We start from the raw sequence: 18,586 nt of genomic DNA on the forward strand, positions 1-18,586 counted from the left end.
GAAGTGGCCACTTCGGCCCCTCCGGGGGATCGGGGAGGGGACGTGAGGGCCCACCCGGCAGGTCCGCTCCACGGGGGGTTCACTCCACCCACCGCCGCCGGCACCCCGCCGGCCGACCTCGGCGCGCTCGACCGGCACGTCTGGCCCCGGTCGGCCGAGCGGGTCGACGGCGAGCTGCACCTGGCCGGGCGGCCGGTCACCGAGCTGGCCCGGGTGCACGGGACGCCGCTGTTCGTCCTCGACGAGGCCGACTTCCGCGGCCGGGCCGCCGACTTCGCCGCCGCGTTCGGGCACCCGGAGATGGACGCCGACGTCCACTACGCGTCCAAGGCGTTCCTCTGCGGGCAGGTCGCCCGCTGGCTCGCCGAGGACGGCCTGCACCTGGACGCCTGTTCCGGCAACGAGCTCGCCGTGGCGCTGGCCGCCGGCTTCCCCGCCGGGCGGATCGCGCTGCACGGCAACAACAAGTCGCTGGTCGAGCTGCAGCTGGCCGTCGACGCCGGGATCGGGCACGTGGTGCTGGACTCGTTCGACGAGATCGAGCGGCTGGTGCCGCTGGCCGCCGCGCGGGTGGCCGCGGGCGGCGCACCGGTGCCGGTGCTCGTCCGCGCCACGGTCGGCATCGAGGCGCACACCCACGAGTTCATCGCCACCGCCCACGAGGACCAGAAGTTCGGCTTCTCCCTGGCCACCGGCGACGCGCTGACCGCCGCGGTCCGGGTGATCCGCGAGCCGGCGCTGCGGCTGACCGGGCTGCACAGCCACATCGGCTCGCAGATCTTCGACACGGCCGGCTTCGAGGCCGCCGCGCACCGGGTGGTCGGCCTGATGGGGCAGGTCTCCCAGGCGACGGGGCAGGTGCTGGAGGAGCTCAACCTCGGCGGCGGGTTCGGCATCGCCTACCTGGCCGAGGACGACCCGGTCGGCCCGGCCGACGTCGCCCGCCGGTTGCGCGCCGTGGTCGCGGCGGAGTGCGCGGCGCTGGACCTGCCGGTCCCGCGGCTGGCCGTCGAGCCCGGCCGGGCGATCGCCGGCCCCGGCACGGTGACCCTCTACGAGATCGGCACCATCAAGCCGGTGCGGCTCGGCGCCGGCGGCACCCCGGGCGCCCCGCCGGTGCGCAACTACGTCTCGGTGGACGGCGGGATGAGCGACAACATCCGCACCGCCCTCTACGACGCCGCCTACACCTGCGTGCTGGCCAACCGGGTCTCCGCCGCCCCGCCCGCGCTGTGCCGCGTGGTCGGCAAGCACTGCGAGAGCGGGGACGTCCTGGTCCGCGACCTGTGGCTGCCCTCGGACGTGCAGCCCGGCGACCTGCTGGCGGTCGCCGCCACCGGCGCCTACTGCTGGTCGATGGCGAGCAACTACAACTACCTGCTCAAGCCGCCGGTGGTCGCGGTGCGGGACGGGGTCGCCACCGAGGTGGTGCGACGTCAGACACTGTCGGACGTGTTCGCCCTCGACGCCGTCCTCGCCGACGTGCCCGCACCCTCTCCGGCGGTCGACCAGCCCGCGCCCGAGCACCCGGCGGGGGTGACCTCGTGAGCGCGCCGCTGAGAGTCGCGCTGCTCGGCTGCGGCACCGTCGGCAGCGCCGTCCTGCGGCTGCTCGGCGAGCAGGCCGACGACCTCGCCGCCCGCATCGGCCGGCCGGTGGAGGTGGCCGGGGTCGCCGTCCGCCGTCCCGATCGGCACCCCGACGTCCCGGCTCACCTGCTCACCACCGACGCGCACGCCCTGGTCACCCGGCCGGACGTCGACCTCGTCGTCGAGGTCATCGGCGGCATCGAACCGGTGCGCACACTGCTGCTGGCCGCCGTCGAGGCGGGCAAGAGCGTGGTCAGCGCGAACAAGGCGCTGCTCGCCGACGACGGCGTCGAGCTGCACGCGGCCGCGGCCAAGGCCGGCGTGGACCTGTACTACGAGGCGGCCGTCGCCGGGGCGATCCCGCTGCTGCGGCCGCTGCGCGAGTCGCTCGCCGGCGACCAGCTGCGCCGGGTGGTCGGCATCGTCAACGGCACCACCAACTACATCCTCTCCCGCATGGCCGAGACCGGGCACGGCTTCACCGAGGCGCTGGCCGAGGCGACCGAGCTCGGCTACGCCGAGGCCGACCCGACCGCCGACGTCGACGGCTTCGACGCGGCGGCCAAGGCGGCGATCCTCGCCTCGCTGGCCTTCCACACGCCGGTCACCGCTGCCGACGTGTACCGGGAGGGCATCTCCGCGGTCACCGCGACCGACGTCGCCCGGGCCGGCGAGATCGGCTGCACGGTCAAGCTGCTGGCGATCTGCGAGCGGGTGCCGGGCGACGGTTCCGGCGAGGGCGACTCGGTCGCCGTCCGGGTGCACCCGGCGATGATCCCGACGACGCACCCGCTGGCCGCCGTCGGCGGGGCGTTCAACGCCGTCTTCGTCGAGGCCGAGGCCGCCGGGCAGCTGATGTTCTACGGCCAGGGCGCCGGCGGGGACGCCACGGCCAGCGCCGTCCTCGGTGACCTGGTCGCCGTCGCGCGCAACCGGGTGGCCGGCGTGGCCGGCCCGGGGGTGACCACCTACGCCGGGCTGCCGGCCCGGCCGATCGCCGAGACCCCCACCCGCTACCACGTCAGCCTCGACGTCGCCGACAAGCCCGGCGTGCTGGCGACCGTGGCGGCCGAGTTCGCCCGGCACGGGGTGAGCATCGCCACCGTGCGTCAGGACGGGCACGGCGACGCCGCGACCCTGGTGATCGTGACCCACAGCGCCCCGGACGCCGCGCTGTCGGCCACGGTGCGCGCGCTGCGGGAGATGCCGGCCGTCCGCGGCGTGACCAGCATCCTGCGTGTGGAGGGACTGTCATGACGACCCAACTGCCCGTGCGGGGCACCGTCTCGCCGCTGTGGCCCGGGCTGATCGAGGCCTACCGCGCGCGGCTGCCGGTCAGCGACAGCTCCCCGGTGGTCACCCTGCAGGAGGGCGCCACCCCGCTGGTGCCGGCGGCCGAGCTCTCCCGGCGCACCGGCTGCGAGGTCTACCTCAAGGTCGAGGGCGCCAACCCGACCGGGTCGTTCAAGGACCGCGGGATGACGATGGCCATCACCAAGGCCGTCGAGGAGGGCGCGCAGGCGGTCATCTGCGCCTCCACCGGCAACACCAGCGCCAGCGCCGCCGCCTACGCCGCCCGCGCCGGCCTGGTCTGCGCCGTCCTGGTACCGCAGGGCAAGATCGCGCTGGGCAAGCTGGCCCAGGCCCTGGTGCACGGGGCCAAGCTGCTGCAGGTCGACGGCAACTTCGACGACTGCCTGGCGCTGGCCAGCAAGCTGTCCATCGACTACCCCGTCAGCCTGGTCAACAGCGTCAACCAGTATCGCATCGAGGGGCAGAAGACCGCCTCGTTCGAGGTCGTCGACGTCCTCGGCGACGCCCCGGACGTGCACTGCCTGCCGGTCGGCAACGCCGGCAACATCACCGCCTACTGGCAGGGCTACCGCGAGTACGCCGCCGATGGGACGGCGTCCCGCACGCCGCGGATGTGGGGCTTCCAGGCCGCCGGCGCCGCTCCGATCGTCACCGGGCGGGTGGTCGAGCAGCCGCAGACGATCGCCACCGCCATCCGCATCGGCAACCCGGCGTCCTGGACCAGGGCGCTGGCCGCCCGCGACGAGTCGGGCGGGCGCATCGACGCGGTCAGCGACCGGGCCATCCTCGCCGCCTACCGGCTGCTGGCCCGCACCGAGGCCGTCTTCGTCGAGCCCGCGTCGGCCGCGTCGGTGGCCGGGCTGCTGCAGGTCGCCGAGGCCGGCGAGCTCCCGGCCGGTTCCCGGGTGGTCTGCACGGTCACCGGGAACGGGTTGAAGGACCCCGAGTGGGCGATCTCCGGAGCGCCGGCCCCGGTCACCATCGCGGTCGACGCCGCCGCGGCCGCGGCGCAGCTCGGGCTGTGAAAGAGGACCACGTGGAGGACCCCCTGCCCCCCACCGCGCGGAGAAGGACCCCCTGCCCCCCGCCACTCGCAGGCTCGCGGCAGGACCCTGCAGGGGGCCGACCCGGGACGCGGCCGAAGGGCTCGGTGCGCATCCGCGTGCCGGCGACCAGCGCCAACCTGGGGCCGGCCTTCGACTGCGCGGGTCTGGCCCTCACCTGCCACGACGTGGTCGAGTTCGACGTCCTGCCCGCGGGGCTGCAGGTCGAGGTCACCGGCGTCGGCGCCGGCGAGCTGCCCACCGACGAGTCGCACCTGGTGGTCCGCGCCTTCCGGGCGGCCTGCGCCGAGCTGGGCTGGACGCCGCCGGGCCTGCGGGTGGCCGCCGAGAACGGCATCCCGCAGGGGCGGGGGATGGGGTCGTCGGCCGCGGCCGTGGTCGCCGGCGTGCTGGGTGCCTGGGCGCTGTGCCCGCACGTCGAGGCGGTGGACGACGACGCGGTGCTGCGGCTGACCACGGAGCTCGAGGGCCACCCCGACAACGTGGCCGCCTGCCTGCTGGGCGGGGCGACGCTGTCCTGGACCACCGACGGCGGCGCCCGGGCCGCGCGGCTGCGGGTGCACCCCGAGGTCCGGCCGGTGCTGCTGGTGCCCGGCGCGACGCTGTCGACGCACGTCGCCCGCGGACTGCTGCCGAGCACCGTGCCGCACGCCGACGCCGCGTTCGCCGCGGGGCGGGCGGCGCTGCTGGTGCACGCGCTGACCAGCGCCCCCGGCCTGCTGGTGGCAGCGACCGAGGACCGGCTGCACCAGCGCCAGCGGGCCGCGGGGATGCCGCAGTCGATCGCGCTGGTGGACCGGCTGCGCGGCGCGGGCCACGCCGCGGTGGTCTCCGGCGCCGGACCCACCGTCCTCGTGCTCGTGCCCCGAGACGACGACGTCCGCGAAGTGGGAGATCTCACACCCGACGGGTGGACGGTGCGGCCCCTGGCGGTGGACCCGCACGGGGCGAACGTGCTGGAGAGTGGCCGGGAGATATCGTCTCGATAACGAGGAACACACTGGTTGCGCCCGCTGTTGTCGTGTCCGTGAGCGACGATTACGCTCACGGGGTAGCCGCCCAGTCGGGCGAGCCTCGCGCGGGGTGTTGCAGACGACCTGTTCCGCGTCGCCGCAGACACCGCTCCGCACCCACTCGATCTCGTTCCTCCTGCCGTCCGTTCCGGGGCCGGGAGGGGCCGGGTCACCCCCTGCGCTGGTAGGCGCAGGTCTTTCGCAGGGAAGGACCTGTACGTGAGCGAGACCACCGACCTCGTCACCCCCCCGCAGGACGCGGGTTCCGGCGAGGCACCTGCCGCCTCTGGGACGACGGGCCGGACCCGTCGCCGCGGCAGCGGGCTGGCCGGCATGCTGCTGCCCGAGTTGCAGCGGCTGGCGGCCGAGCTCGGCATCTCCGGCACCGGCCGGATGCGCAAGGGCGACCTCGTCGCCGCCATCTCCGCCCGCCAGGTGGGCGGCGAGAGCCCCGGCGGCGCGCCCGCCGACAACGCCCCCGCCGGCGGTGCGGCCGAGGTCCCCGCCACCCGCGGCACGGACAGCGCGCGTGGTGTCGCCGCCACCGCCGCGCCGGTCGAGGCCCCGATCACCGGCGGCGCGAACAGCGGCCCGGTCACCACGCCGGCCGGCGACGCCACCGAGGCCGCGCCGCGACGCCGCCGCGCGGCCAGCCGGCCCGCCGGCGCACCGACGGCGCAGACCCCCGCCCCGGCCGGCGACGCCGCCACCTCGGCACCCGAGCCGCGCCAGGAGTCGCCGGCCGCCGACGCGGCCACCGCGCCCGCCCCGGCTCCCGAGCGGACCGAGGGTGGACGGACCGACGGCGAGCGCGCCGAGGGCGACCGGCCGCAGCGCAACCGCGACCGCGACCGCGGTGAGCGCGCCGGCCGCCGCGGCGAGCGGGGCGAGCTCCGCACCGAACGCGACAGCGGCGACCGGGCCGAGCGTGGCAACCGGGACAACGGCGACCGAGCCGAGCGCGGTCGCGACGGTCGCGGCCCCGACCGCGGTGAGCGCGGCGGCCGGCCGGACCGGGACCGCACCGAGCGCGGCACCGACACCCGCGGCACCGACACCCGTGGCACCGACACCCGTGGCACCGACACCCGCAGCACCGACACCCGCGGCACCGACACCCGCGGCACCGACCGCGACGAGGACGACGACGACTTCGACGGTGGCCGCGGCCGCCGCGGGCGCCGCTACCGGGACCGCAACCGTCGCAGCAACGGCCGCGACCGGTTCGACCAGAGCGAGCCCGTCATCAGCGAGGACGACGTCCTGCTGCCGGTCGCCGGCATCCTCGACGTGCTGGACAACTACGCGTTCGTCCGGACGTCGGGCTACCTGACCGGCCCGAACGACGTCTACGTGTCCCTCTCGCAGGTGCGCCGCTACGGCCTGCGCCGCGGTGACGCCATCACCGGCGCCGTCCGGCAGCCGCGCGAGGGCGAGCGCAAGGACAAGTACAACGCGCTGGTCCGGCTGGACACGGTCAACGGCCTGGAGCCCGAGCAGGCGAAGGCGCGCCCGGAGTTCACCAAGCTGACCCCGCTCTACCCGCAGCAGCGGCTGCGGCTGGAGACCGAGCCGCACCAGCTGACCACCCGGGTCATCGACCTGGTCATGCCGATCGGCAAGGGGCAGCGTGCGCTGATCGTCAGCCCGCCGAAGGCCGGCAAGACGATGGTGCTGCAGGCGATCGCCAACGCGATCACCGCCAACAACCCCGAGTGCCACCTCATGGTCGTCCTCGTCGACGAGCGGCCCGAGGAGGTCACCGACATGCAGCGCTCGGTGAAGGGCGAGGTCATCGCCTCGACCTTCGACCGGCCGCCGTCGGACCACACCACGGTCGCCGAGCTCTCGATCGAGCGGGCCAAGCGCCTGGTCGAGATGGGCCACGACGTCGTCGTCCTGCTGGACTCGATCACCCGCCTGGGCCGCGCCTACAACCTGGCCGCCCCCGCCAGCGGGCGCATCCTCTCCGGTGGCGTCGACTCCACGGCGCTCTACCCGCCCAAGCGCTTCCTCGGCGCCGCCCGCAACATCGAGAACGGCGGCTCGCTGACCATCATCGCCTCGGCGCTGGTGGAGACCGGGTCGACGATGGACACGGTCATCTTCGAGGAGTTCAAGGGCACCGGCAACGCGGAGATCAAGCTCGACCGCCGGCTGGCGGACAAGCGGGTCTTCCCGGCCGTCGACGTCAACGCGTCGGGCACCCGCAAGGAGGAGATCCTCCTCTCGCCCGACGAGCTGGCCATCGTCATCAAGCTGCGCCGGGTGCTCGCCGCGCTCGAGCCCCAGCAGGCCCTCGAGCTGCTGCTGGACAAGCTCAAGAAGACGCGGAACAACATCGAGTTCCTCATGCAGATCCAGAAGACGACGCTCGGCCCCGGGAACGAGTGAAGGACCACTCTTCCCCCCACGCCTCGTAGAAGGACCCCGTCCTCCTCACCCCTCGCACGCTCGGGGTGAGCCTCTAGACGGGGCCGGGGCCCTGACGAGGGCCGTTCCAGCACGCCACCAGGCTCGGGGCGGGGCCGCCCGCGGCGGGGGCCCGCCGTTCGGGGATACTCGACGGCCGAGCCCGCGCCGGCGGGAGCGCTCGTCCCCCCGGAATCCCCGCCGCCCCGCCGGCGTTCCACCCCACAGCACCGACGTCCCGGAAGAGGCACCAGGCATGAAGCCCGACATCCACCCGCACTACGACACCACCACGGTGACCTGCGGCTGCGGGAACACCTTCACCACCCGTAGCACGGCGCCCGGCGGCCAGCTGACCGTCGAGACCTGCTCCGCCTGCCACCCGTTCTACACGGGCAAGCAGCGGATCCTGGACACCGGCGGCCGCGTCGCCCGCTTCGAGAAGCGGTTCGGCAAGCGGAACGCCGCCAACTAGCACCCCCGACGGCGCCCGTCCCACCTCGGTGGGGCGGGCGCCGTCGTCGTGTCCGGCCCCGCCCCTTCTGGCCAAAGTGGCCACTTTGGCCCCTCGACGACCGAGGTGACCCCGATGAGCAGCGTTCCGACGGCCGCGCCCGACCGGCTGAGCGGGCTGCTGTCCGAGCACGCCGCCCTGGAGACCGATCTCGCCGACCCCGCCGTCCACGCCGACCCGGCCCGCGCCCGGCGGCTGGGCCGCCGGTACGCGCAGCTCGCGCCCCTGGTCGAGACCGCCCGCGCCCTGGACGCCGCACGCGACGACCTCGCCGCCGCCCGCGAGCTGGCCGCCGAGGACCCGTCCTTCCTCGACGAGGTCCGCAGCCTGGAGGAGCGGGTCCCGGAGCTGGAGGAGCGGCTGCGCTCCCTGCTGGTGCCCGAGGACCCCGACGACGACAAGGACGTCATCCTCGAGGTCAAGGCGGGGGAGGGCGGCGCGGAGTCGGCGCTGTTCGCCGGCGACCTGCTGCGCATGTACCTGCGCTACGCCGAGCGCCGCGGCTGGTCGGCCGAGGTGATCGACGCCGTCGACGCCGAGCTCGGCGGCTACAAGGACGTCTCCGTCGCGATCAAGGCCCGCGGGGACGAGGGCATCTGGAGCCGGCTGAAGTTCGAGGGCGGCGTGCACCGCGTGCAGCGGGTGCCGGTCACCGAGAGCCAGGGCCGCATCCACACCTCGGCCGCCGGCGTCCTGGTGCTGCCCGAGGCCGAGGAGGTCGACGTCACCGTCGACCCGAACGACCTGCGCATCGACGTCTTTCGCTCGTCGGGCCCTGGCGGGCAGAGCGTGAACACCACCGACTCCGCCGTCCGGATCACCCACCTGCCCACCGGCATCGTGGTCAGCTGCCAGAACGAGAAGAGCCAGCTGCAGAACCGCGAGTCGGCGCTGCGGATCCTGCGCTCCCGGTTGCTGGCAGCCGCCCGCGAGGAGGCCGCCGCCGCGGCCAGCGACCAGCGGCGCAGCCAGGTGCGCACCGTCGACCGCAGCGAGCGGGTGCGCACCTACAACTTCCCGGAGAACCGGATCACCGACCACCGGGTCGGCTACAAGGCCCACAACCTCGACCAGGTCCTCGACGGCGAGCTCGACCCGGTCATCGACGCGCTGACCCGCGCGCACACCGCCGAGCTGCTGGCGGCCGGCTCCTGAGCCCCCGCACGCTGCTCACCGACGCCGTCCACCGGCTCGCCGACGCCGGCGTGCAGTCCCCGCGGGTGGACGCCGAGCTGCTGCTGGCCTGTGCGCTCGACATCCCGCGCACCCGGCTGCTCACCCTCGACGACGTGCCCGACGACGCCGCCGCCCGGTTCGCCGACCTCCTCGACCAGCGTGCCGCCCGGGTTCCCCTGCAGCACCTCACCGGCCGGGCCCCGTTCCGTCACCTGGAGCTGGTCGTCGGGCCGGGGGTGTTCGTGCCGCGCCCGGAGACCGAGCAGCTCGTCGAGTGGGCGCTCGCCGGCCTCTCCGGCACCCCTGAGCCGGTCGTCGTCGACCTGGGAGCCGGGTCCGGCGCGATCGCGCTGTCCATCGCGCACGAGCACCCCGGCGCCCGCGTCACCGCCGTCGAGCGCGACCCGGTCGCCGTCGAGTGGACGCGGGCCAACGCCGCCGACCGCGCCGCCGCCGGCGACCGGCCGGTCGAGGTGCTTGCCGGCGACATGACCGACCCCCAGCTGCTGAGCGAGCTCGACGGCACGGTCGACCTCGTGGTCTCCAATCCGCCCTACGTGCCCGACGGCGCCCGCGTGCCCCGCGAGGTCGCCGACCACGACCCGCCGCTGGCGCTGTGGGGCGGCCCCGACGGCCTCGACGTCGTCCGGGGGCTGCTGCGCACCGCCGCCCGCCTGCTGCGCCCGGGCGGCCGGCTCGGCGTCGAGCACGCCGACCAGCAGGGCAGTGCCCTGCCCGCGCTGGTGCGCTCCTCCGGCGGGTTCACCGACGTCGCCGACCACCCCGACCTGGCTGGCCGGCCGCGGTTCACCACCGCTCGCCGTACCGGCTGAGAGATAGGCCGCGGAGATCCCGGGTATCCGGGTGCGGTGATCCCCAGGCTCCGGACGGTCGACAGCTCGGTCGGTCTGCTCAGCGAGGGCTACGCCTTCATCTCCAGCCGGTGCGACCGGCTCGGCACCGACGCCTTCCGCACCCGTCTCCTGCTCCTGCCGGCGGTCTGCATGCGCGGCGCGGAGGCCTCGCGCATCTTCTACGGCGACGACCGGTTCACCCGCAACCGGGCGCTGCCCACGTCGGTCCAGCACCTGCTCCAGGACGAGGGCAGCGTCCAGACCCTGGACGGCGAGGCCCACCGGCACCGCAAGCAGCTGTTCCTCGACGTCCTGCCCCAGGCCGACGACCCGAGGCTGCGGGAGATCTTCGCCGAGCAGTGGCGAGCCGCCGCCCGCCGCTGGCAGGGCAGGGACCGGGTCGTCCTCCACGACGAGATGGACGAGGTCCTCACCCGCACCGCCGCAGCCTGGGCCGGGGTCCCGCTGACCGAGCGCGAGGTCCGGCTGCGCACCCGCGAACTGTCGGCGATGGTGCACAACGCCGGCACCGTGGGGTGGGCGAACTGGCGGGCGAGGCTGCTGCGCAACCGTTGCGAGCTGTGGGCGCGTCAGCTCGTGACCCGGGTGCGCAGCGGTGAGGTGCAGCCGTCCGAGGGCAGGGCCCTGGCCGCGATCGCGGCCCACCGCGACCTCGACGGAACGCTGCTCGACGTCAAGGTGGCCGCGGTGGAGCTGCTCAACGTCCTCCGGCCGACCGTGGCGGTGAGCCGGTTCGTCGTGTTCGCCGCGCTCGCCCTCGTCCGCGAGCCGAGGTGGAGGGACACCTTCGCCGCCGGGGACGAGGACGACCTGCTCGGGTTCGTCCAGGAGGTCCGCCGCTTCTACCCGTTCTTCCCGCTCATCGCCGGCCGGGTGCGGCAGCCCTTCTCCTGGCACGGGCACGACTTCGCGCTGCACGACTGGGTGCTCCTGGACCTCTACGGCACCAACCACGACCACCGGCTGTGGGACGAGCCCGAGGCCTTCCGCCCGGAGCGGTTCCGCACCTGGTCAGGAGACCCCGACACCCTCATCCCCCAGGGCGGCGGCGACCCGGCGGAGAACCACCGCTGCCCCGGTGAGTGGGCGACCATCGATCTCCTGATGGAGGCCGTCCGGCTGCTGACCCGGGCCACCCGGTACGAGGTGCGCGTCCAGGACCTCAGCGTCAGCCTGAGCAGCATGCCCACGCTGCCCAAGAGCGGCGTGGTCATCCAGGACGTCCGGCTGCAGGGAGAACCGTCCGCCACCCGATGACCCGGTGAGGCACCCGGCTCCTGACAGACTGCCGCCCCGTGGCCCCACCCTCGACCCCGGCGACCTACGACTGCACCGACCCCGGCGCCCGAGCGGCCGGGCTGGACGCCGCGGCGGCGGCGCTCGGTCGCGGCGATCTGGTCCTGCTGCCCACGGACACCGTGTACGGCGTGGCCGCGGACGCCTTCACCCCGGCGGCGGTCGCCAGGCTGCTGGCGGCGAAGAACCGCGGCCGGGCCATGCCGGTGCCGGTCCTGATCGGCGAGGCCTCCACGCTGGCGGGCCTCGTCGTCACCGTCCCCCCGGTGGCCACCCGGCTCGCCGAGGCGTTCTGGCCCGGCGGCCTCACGCTGGTGCTCGAACACGCGCCGTCCCTCGCCTGGGACCTGGGCGACGCCGAGGGCACCGTCGCCGTCCGGCTGCCCGACGACGACGTCGCCCGCGACCTGCTGCGCCGCACCGGCCCACTGGCGGTCTCCAGCGCCAACCGCTCCGGTCGCCCCGCTGCGACCACCGCCGAGGAGGCCGTCGCCCAGCTCGGGACGCACGCCGCCGTCGCCCTGGACGGCGGACCGCGCGCGAGCTCCGGAGCGAGCACGATCGTCGACTGCACCGGATCGGTGCCGCGGGTGCTGCGGGTCGGCGCCGTCCCCGTGGAGCGGCTGCGCGAGGTCGCCCCCGAGCTCACCGAGTGAGGACCCTCCTGCCCCCAACGGCCCCCTGTAGGGTCCCGCCGCGAGCTCGCGACGGTGGGGGGCAGGGGGTCCTTCGACTGCAGGAGGGCCGCCGTGGGGCCGTGGTGGGCGCCCTCCCGGTGGGGCGGGGTTCGCAGCGATACCGTGGGACGACAGCCCGTCGTCGATCCCCGGGAGATCCGCCGCGATGAGCACCTCCTCCTGGGGCCCCACCGCCGGCCGGGCACCGGCGCGCACGGCCTCCACCGGCCCCTGCTGACCCATGCGCGAGTACGTCGTCGTCCTGCTCACCGCCGGGCTGGTCACGTACCTGGCCACGCCGGTGGTGCGACTGGCGGCGGTCCGGCTGCGGATGATGGCCGCCCCGCGCGAGCGCGACGTGCACGTCATCCCCACGCCGCGTGGCGGTGGGGTGGCGATGTACCTCGGTGTCGCCGCGGCGGTCATGGTGGCCACCCGGCTGCCGGCGCTGCAGCGCACCTTCGAGGACTCGCAGACGGCGGCGGTGCTCGTCGCCGGCGGGATCATCTGCGCGCTCGGCGTGCTCGACGACAAGTTCGGACTCGACGCGCTGACCAAGCTCACCGGGCAGATCGCCGCCGCCGGTGTGATGGTGCTGCTCGGCGTCCAGCTGGCGTTCGTGTTCCTGCCGGTCGCCGACATCGGCACGCTCTCGCTCGGCCCCGACATCGGGGTGCCGCTGACGATCCTGCTGACCGTCCTCACCGTCAACGCGCTGAACTTCATCGACGGCCTCGACGGGCTGGCCGCCGGGGTGTCCGCGGTCGCCGCGCTGGCCTTCTTCGCCTACAGCTACAACCTCGGGCTGGTCGGCTACGACGAGGTGGCCAGCGCGCCCGCGCTGGTCACCGCGGTGCTGGCCGGGGCCTGCCTGGGGTTCCTGCCGCACAACTTCAGCCCTGCCCGCATCTTCATGGGCGACTCCGGCTCGATGCTCGTCGGGCTCATGCTCTCGGCCGCCGCGGTCACCGCCACCGGGCGCGTGGACCCCCAGTCGTTCGACTCCGCGGCCAGCCTGCTACCGCTGGCGCTGCCGCTGCTGGTCCCCGTCGCGGTCCTGTTCATCCCGTTCGTCGACCTGGTCATGGCCGTCATCCGGCGCACCCGCCGGGGGCGCTCACCGTTCTCCCCGGACAAGATGCACCTGCACCACCGGCTGCTGGCCATCGGCCACTCGCACCGCCGCGCGGTGCTCGTCATGTACTTCTGGGCGACGCTGCTGTCCTTCGGCGCCGTGGCGCTGTCGATCACCGGCGGGAGGGCGGAGCTGCTCGTCGCCATCGCCGCCCTGCTCGTCGTCGGCGTCGTCGTCGTGCTCAGCCCCCGGACCCGCCGCACCGCGCGGGAGGCCCGGGCCGCCAGGATCACCGCGCAGCGAGAACGCAGCCGCGCCGACCACCCCACGGCACGGGCCGCCTCCTCGACCGTTGCCGGCCGGTCCCGTGACCAGGCCGCCGAACCGGCCCCGCGGGCGGCGGGGGCCGGGCAGGGAGTCCGATGACCACCTCACCCCCCCGCTCCGACGCCCCCTGGGACCTGTCGTTCCTGCGCGTCGGAGCGCTGACCGCAGCCGTCGCCGCCGCGATCGCCGTCCCCGTCGTGGGTCTGGTGACCGGGTGGGACGACGCGGTGGGTGTCCTCGGGGGAGCGGTCGTGGTGACCGCCTTCTTCGTCGTCTCCGGTGTGGTGGTGGCGTGGGCCGGCCGGATCAACGACTCCTTCACGCTGCCGGCGGCGCTCGGCGCGTTCTTCGTCAAGGCGCTGGTGCTCTTCGCCGTCCTCGACGCGTTGCCCGAGGACGGCTGGCTGGACGTCGTCACCCTGGCGTGGACGGTCGTCGTGGGCGCTCTCCTGTGGAGTGCGGTCCACCTGCGCTGGGTCTGGACCCGGCAGATCTACTACGTCCCCCCGCCGGCACCGCCCGCGACCGGGGGAGACCCCCGGCCGCCGGAGAACCGCGCGGGACGCGGCTGATAGTGTCCCCGCCGATGGCCGAGGACCCCTCCCCTCATGGGGAGCCCCGGCTTCGACCTGCTCAGCCAGCGCGGACCGGTAGTGGCGCCGACACCGGCTGGGCCGTCACCGGGACGTTGATCTCGGGGATGGCGGTGTGGGGCGGGGCCGGGTGGTTGCTCGACCGGTGGCTGGACATCCTGTTCTTCGCCCCGGTCGGGATCGTCCTCGGCATGGCGGTGGCCATCTACCTGGTCGTCGTCAGGTACGGAGCCGTCGACCCGCCCGCGGGGAAGCGGCCAGGCACGACCCAGGGCGGACGACGGAGCCGGCCCAGGACGCAGAAGGGACAACGGTGACCTCCAGCGCCCTCGCGCTAGGCAGCGTGTTCGCCGCCGAAGGCGGCGGCGACGGTTTCCAGGCTCCCGGCCTCGGTGAGTTCTACCCCGAGCCCATCGCGACGTTCTCGCTGTTCGGGATCCCCTTCGAGATCACCCGGATCACGATCATCCTCTGGATCGCCACGCTCGCGATCCTGGCCTTCCTGATCGCGGCGGTCCGCAAGCCGCAGATCGTCCCCGGCAAGCTGCAGTTCGTCGGCGAGAGCGGTTACTCACTGGTCCGCGACGGCATCGCGCGCGATGTCGTCGGCCCCAAGGGGCTGCCGTTCGCGCCCTTCCTGGCGTCGCTTTTCTTCTTCATCCTCGCGAACAACGTGATGGCGATCATCCCGTTCGCGCAGATCTCGCCGATGTCGAAGTTCGCCTTTCCGCTGGTCCTCGCCCTGATCTGCTGGGTGATCTACATCTGGATCGGCATCCGGGAGCAGGGTGCCGGTAGCTACTTCAAGGACATCCTGTTCCTGCCCGGCGTCCCGAAGCCGATGTACATCCTGGTGACGCCGATCGAGATCCTGCAGAACTTCATCGTCCGCCCGTTCACCCTCGCCGTCCGGCTCTTCGCGAACATGTTCGCCGGCCACATGCTGCTGGTCGTCTTCTCCCTCGGGGCGGTCTACCTGTTCAGCCGCTTCGGCGAGAACTTCTCATGGGTCTTCGGCCCCGTCTCGGTGCTGATGGCGATCGTGATGACCTTCTTCGAGCTGCTGGTCATCTTCCTGCAGGCCTACGTCTTCACTGTGCTGATGGGCACCTACCTGAACGGGTCCATCGAGGCCGAGCACTGAGTCCTCACCAGAGACTGCACCACCGGCAAGACCCCCAGCCGCCCCGGAGGACACCGGGCGACGACACAGGAGGAACACCCCGTAATGGACGTTCTCGCGGAACTGACCGGCAGCATCGGCTCGGTCGGCTACGGCCTGGCCGCCATCGGCCCGGGCATCGGCGTGGGCATCGTGTGGGCCGCCTACATCCAGGCCACCGCCCGCCAGCCGGAATCTGCCGGCCTGACCCGCACCTACGCGTTCCTCGGCTTCGCCCTCTCCGAAGCGCTCGCCCTCATCGGCTTCGTCGTCCCCTTCGTCTTCGGTACCTGATCCGCTGGCGTCGACCACTCCTCCTGACAGGGAACTGAGCATGAGCATCCTCGCAGCGGAGACGCACAACCCACTGATCCCGCCGTGGGGCGAGATCATCATCGGGCTGATCGCCTTCGGGCTCGTCTTCCTCGTGTTCGCCAGGTTCGTCGCTCCTCGCTTCGAGCAGGTCTTCCGGGCTCGCCGGGAGGCGATCGAGGGCGGGATCGAGCGGGCCGAGGCGATGCAGGCCGAGGCGAAGGCGGCGCTGGACCAGTACCGCGCCCAGCTGGCCGAGGCCCGCACCGAGGCGGCGCAGATCCGCGACCAGGCCCGGGCCGAAGGACAGCAGATCCTCGAGGAGCTGCGCGCCCAGGCCCAGGAGGAGTCGGCGCGGATCATCGCCCGCGGCGAGGAGCAGCTGGCGGCCTCGCGGCAGCAGGTGGTCAACGAGCTGCGCGGTGAGATCGGCGTGCTCGCCGTCGACCTCGCCGGACGGGTCGTCGGGGAGTCGCTGGAGGACTCCGCCCGCCGCAGCGGCACCGTCGACCGGTTCCTCGACCAGCTCGAGGGGATGGCCGCCGGCTCGCCCGACGGCCGCACCGCGCGGGGCGGCGCCACCGGCAGCTCGGTGTACGTCCAGGGCGACCGCTGATGGACGCCTCCAGCCGCGAGGCGCTGGCCGAGGTCCGCGTGCGCCTGACCGAGCTGACCCGGCCCGCCGAGGGGCTGGTGGAGAAGACCCGCGAGCGCCTGACCGGGCAGCCGCGCGCCGTCTCCAGCGAGGAGCTGCTGGGTCTGGCCGACGAGCTGTTCGCCGTCGCGCGGCTGCTCGACGGGCAGACGACGCTGCGCCGGGCGCTGACCGACCCGTCGGGCAGCCCGGCCGACCGGGTGGGCCTGGCCCGCCGGGTGCTGGAGGGCAGGGTCTCGGCCGCCACCCTCGACCTCGTGGGGACGGCGGCCCGGCAGCGCTGGTCGCGGCCGCTGGACCTGGTGGATGCGATGGAGTCCCTGGCCACCGACGCCGCCCTGGACGCCGCGGACGCCCGCGGTGAGCTCGACGGCGTCGAGGACGAGCTGTTCCGGTTCGGGCGTATCGTGGCAGGGGATGCGGAACTGTCCCGGATCCTCTCCGACCGGACCGCTCCGGCCGCCGGCAAGGCCGAACTGCTGGACCGGTTGCTCGCCGGCCGGGTCAGCCCGGTCACGGCGATGCTGCTGCGCAACCACCTCGCCAGCCGGGGGATCGGTAACGCTGAGAACGTCGTCGAGCGGCTCTCCGAGCTGGCCTCGCGCCGTCGCGGCCGGTCGGTGGCCCACGTCATCACGGCGGTCGCGCTGACGCCCGCGCAGGAGCGTCGCCTCACCGACGTGCTCAGCCGCCTCTACGGGCGCAGCATCGGGGTGCAGGTGACCGTGGACCCGGGCGTGCTCGGCGGCCTGGTCGTCCGCGTCGGTGACGAGGTCATCGACGGCAGCATCGCGCACCGCCTCGAGGACGCCGGCCGACGGCTCGTCGGCTGACCGAGGACCCGGACCCCGAGCAGACAGACACCACCCAGCAGGGAAGAGGACTCCACGCCATGGCCGAGCTGACGATCTCCGCAGACGAGATCCGCAGTGCCATCCAGAACTACGTCACCGAGTACTCCGCGGACGTCACCCGCGAAGAGGTCGGGATCGTCACCGAGGCCGGCGACGGCATCGCCCGCGTCGAGGGCCTGCCCTCGGTCATGACCAACGAGCTGCTCGAGTTCGAGAGCGGCGTCCGCGGCCTGGCGCTGAACCTCGACGTCCGCGAGGTCGGCGTCGTCATCCTCGGCGACTACGCCGGCATCGAGGAGGGCCAGCAGGTCCGCCGCACCGGCGAGGTGCTCTCCGTGCCCGTCGGCGACGGCTACCTCGGCCGCGTCGTGGACCCGCTGGGCAACCCGATCGACGGCGCCGGCCCGATCGCCACCACGGGCCGCCGCGCGCTCGAGCTGCAGGCACCCACCGTCGTCCAGCGCCAGTCGGTCCACGAGCCGCTGCAGACCGGCATCAAGGCCATCGACGCCATGACGCCCATCGGCCGCGGCCAGCGCCAGCTGATCATCGGCGACCGGCAGACCGGCAAGACCGCGATCGTCATCGACACGATCATCAACCAGAAGCAGGCCTGGGCCACCGGCGACCCCACGCAGCAGGTCCGCTGCATCTACGTCGCCGTCGGCCAGAAGGGCTCGACGATCGCCTCTCTCCGCGCCGCCCTCGAGGAGGCCGGGGCGATGGAGTACACGACGATCGTCGCCGCCCCGGCCTCGGAGGCCGCCGGCTTCAAGTACATCGCCCCCTACGCCGGCTCGGCCATCGGCCAGCACTGGATGTACGACGGCAAGCACGTCTTGATCGTCTTCGACGACCTGTCCAAGCAGGCCGAGGCCTACCGCGCCGTCTCGCTGCTGCTGCGCCGCCCACCAGGCCGCGAGGCCTACCCCGGTGACGTCTTCTACCTGCACTCCCGGCTGCTGGAGCGCTGCGCCAAGCTCTCCGACGAGCTGGGCGCGGGCTCGATGACCGGCCTGCCGCTGATCGAGACCAAGGGCAACGACGTCTCGGCCTACATCCCGACCAACGTCATCTCGATCACCGACGGGCAGATCTTCCTCGAGACCGGTCTGTTCAACTCCGGCGTCCGCCCGGCGATCAACGTCGGCATCTCGGTGTCCCGCGTGGGCGGGGCGGCGCAGATCAAGGCGATGAAGTCGGTCGCCGGCCGGCTGCGCCTCGACCTCGCCCAATACCGCGAGCTCGAGGCCTTCGCCTCGTTCTCCTCCGACCTCGACGCCTCCAGCCGGGCGACCCTCGAGCGGGGGCAGCGCCTGGTGGAGCTGCTCAAGCAGGGGCAGTACGAGCCCTACCCGGTCGAGCGCGAGGTCGTCGCCATCTGGCTGGGCACCACCGGCAAGCTGGACAAGGTGCCCGTGCCGGAGGTCCGCCGGTTCGAGCGCGAGTTCCTCGACTTCGTCGCCCGCAGCCACGCCGGCGTCTACGACGGGATCCGGCAGACCAAGGCCCTCGGCGACGACGCCGTCCGGGGTCTGGAGGCCGCGGTCGAGCAGTTCTACGGCCAGTTCCAGACCGCCGAGGGCGAGCCCCTGCGCATCCACGAGCCCGAGGCCGAGGCCATGGACGCGTCCGAGCGCGGGCAGGAGCGCGTCCAGGTCAAGCGGAGCGCCTGACC

18 protein-coding genes are annotated in these 18,586 nt (G+C 73.8%); all 18 read left to right on the top strand.

All coding sequences use genetic code 11. The features are described from left to right. The first annotated feature begins 42 nt into the window (after positions 1 to 42). The 18 genes from lysA (at position 43) to atpA (ending at position 18,584) form a co-directional block, all read left to right on the top strand. The gene (gene lysA, locus DQ238_RS04975; RefSeq protein ID WP_113780201.1) at positions 43 to 1,548 is read left to right on the top strand and encodes a diaminopimelate decarboxylase; all 1,506 of its coding nucleotides are present in this window, start codon (positions 43 to 45) and stop codon (positions 1,546 to 1,548) included. Next, positions 1,545 to 2,846, top strand: a complete 1,302-nt coding sequence (locus DQ238_RS04980) for a homoserine dehydrogenase (RefSeq protein ID WP_113780202.1) — start codon at positions 1,545 to 1,547, stop codon at positions 2,844 to 2,846. Before lysA ends, DQ238_RS04980 begins: the two co-directional genes overlap by 4 nt. Continuing rightward, positions 2,843 to 3,928 carry a threonine synthase gene (thrC, locus tag DQ238_RS04985; RefSeq protein WP_113780203.1) on the top strand — a complete coding sequence of 362 codons (1,086 nt, stop codon included), beginning with the start codon at positions 2,843 to 2,845 and terminating at the stop codon, positions 3,926 to 3,928. Before DQ238_RS04980 ends, thrC begins: the two co-directional genes overlap by 4 nt. Positions 3,929 to 4,065: 137 nt before the next feature. Continuing rightward, a complete protein-coding gene (gene thrB, locus DQ238_RS04990) occupies positions 4,066 to 4,956 on the top strand; it encodes a homoserine kinase (RefSeq protein ID WP_233495718.1) in 891 nt (296 codons plus the stop codon). 357 nt (positions 4,957 to 5,313) lie between these two features. Further along, on the top strand, positions 5,314 to 7,374 hold the full coding sequence (gene rho, locus DQ238_RS04995) for a transcription termination factor Rho (protein WP_370447502.1): 2,061 nt from the start codon (positions 5,314 to 5,316) through the stop codon (positions 7,372 to 7,374). 274 nt (positions 7,375 to 7,648) lie between these two features. After that, the gene (gene rpmE / locus DQ238_RS05000; RefSeq protein ID WP_113780205.1) at positions 7,649 to 7,867 is read left to right on the top strand and encodes a 50S ribosomal protein L31; all 219 of its coding nucleotides are present in this window, start codon (positions 7,649 to 7,651) and stop codon (positions 7,865 to 7,867) included. Between the two features lie 114 nt (positions 7,868 to 7,981). Then, positions 7,982 to 9,061: a peptide chain release factor 1 gene (gene prfA / locus DQ238_RS05005; RefSeq protein ID WP_113780378.1), complete on the top strand. Its 1,080-nt coding sequence runs from the start codon at positions 7,982 to 7,984 to the stop codon at positions 9,059 to 9,061. Between the two features lie 11 nt (positions 9,062 to 9,072). Next, positions 9,073 to 9,915 (top strand): peptide chain release factor N(5)-glutamine methyltransferase, encoded by an 843-nt coding sequence (gene prmC, locus DQ238_RS05010; protein ID WP_255418024.1) that lies wholly within the window; start codon positions 9,073 to 9,075, stop codon positions 9,913 to 9,915. A 36-nt stretch (positions 9,916 to 9,951) separates the two neighbouring features. Further along, positions 9,952 to 11,214, top strand: coding sequence for a cytochrome P450 (locus DQ238_RS05015; protein WP_199506146.1), 1,263 nt, complete (start codon positions 9,952 to 9,954; stop codon positions 11,212 to 11,214). 38 nt (positions 11,215 to 11,252) lie between these two features. After that, complete coding sequence (locus tag DQ238_RS05020) at positions 11,253 to 11,909, top strand: L-threonylcarbamoyladenylate synthase (RefSeq protein WP_233495720.1); 657 nt, start codon at positions 11,253 to 11,255, stop codon at positions 11,907 to 11,909. Between the two features lie 262 nt (positions 11,910 to 12,171). Further along, positions 12,172 to 13,431: a glycosyltransferase family 4 protein gene (locus DQ238_RS05025; protein WP_113780209.1), complete on the top strand. Its 1,260-nt coding sequence runs from the start codon at positions 12,172 to 12,174 to the stop codon at positions 13,429 to 13,431. Then, positions 13,428 to 13,904, top strand: a complete 477-nt coding sequence (locus DQ238_RS05030; protein WP_113780210.1) for a hypothetical protein — start codon at positions 13,428 to 13,430, stop codon at positions 13,902 to 13,904. Before DQ238_RS05025 ends, DQ238_RS05030 begins: the two co-directional genes overlap by 4 nt. A gap of 128 nt (positions 13,905 to 14,032) precedes the next feature. After that, positions 14,033 to 14,242 (top strand): hypothetical protein, encoded by a 210-nt coding sequence (locus tag DQ238_RS23565; RefSeq protein WP_233495721.1) that lies wholly within the window; start codon positions 14,033 to 14,035, stop codon positions 14,240 to 14,242. A gap of 26 nt (positions 14,243 to 14,268) precedes the next feature. Then, positions 14,269 to 15,069, top strand: a complete 801-nt coding sequence (gene atpB, locus DQ238_RS05040; RefSeq protein ID WP_233495722.1) for a F0F1 ATP synthase subunit A — start codon at positions 14,269 to 14,271, stop codon at positions 15,067 to 15,069. An 84-nt stretch (positions 15,070 to 15,153) separates the two neighbouring features. Then, positions 15,154 to 15,381 (top strand): ATP synthase F0 subunit C, encoded by a 228-nt coding sequence (gene atpE, locus DQ238_RS05045; protein ID WP_014742489.1) that lies wholly within the window; start codon positions 15,154 to 15,156, stop codon positions 15,379 to 15,381. A 40-nt stretch (positions 15,382 to 15,421) separates the two neighbouring features. Next, the gene (locus DQ238_RS05050) at positions 15,422 to 16,015 is read left to right on the top strand and encodes a F0F1 ATP synthase subunit B (protein ID WP_113780212.1); all 594 of its coding nucleotides are present in this window, start codon (positions 15,422 to 15,424) and stop codon (positions 16,013 to 16,015) included. Next, entirely contained in the window at positions 16,015 to 16,887 is an 873-nt protein-coding gene (locus tag DQ238_RS05055) for a F0F1 ATP synthase subunit delta (protein WP_113780213.1), read from the top strand. Before DQ238_RS05050 ends, DQ238_RS05055 begins: the two co-directional genes overlap by 1 nt. 59 nt (positions 16,888 to 16,946) lie before the next feature. Beyond that, complete coding sequence (gene atpA, locus DQ238_RS05060; RefSeq protein ID WP_113780214.1) at positions 16,947 to 18,584, top strand: F0F1 ATP synthase subunit alpha; 1,638 nt, start codon at positions 16,947 to 16,949, stop codon at positions 18,582 to 18,584. Positions 18,585 to 18,586: the final 2 nt, after the last annotated feature.

Source organism: Geodermatophilus sp. TF02-6, assembly GCF_003319115.1.
Taxonomy (GTDB): Bacteria; Actinomycetota; Actinomycetes; order Mycobacteriales; family Geodermatophilaceae; genus Geodermatophilus.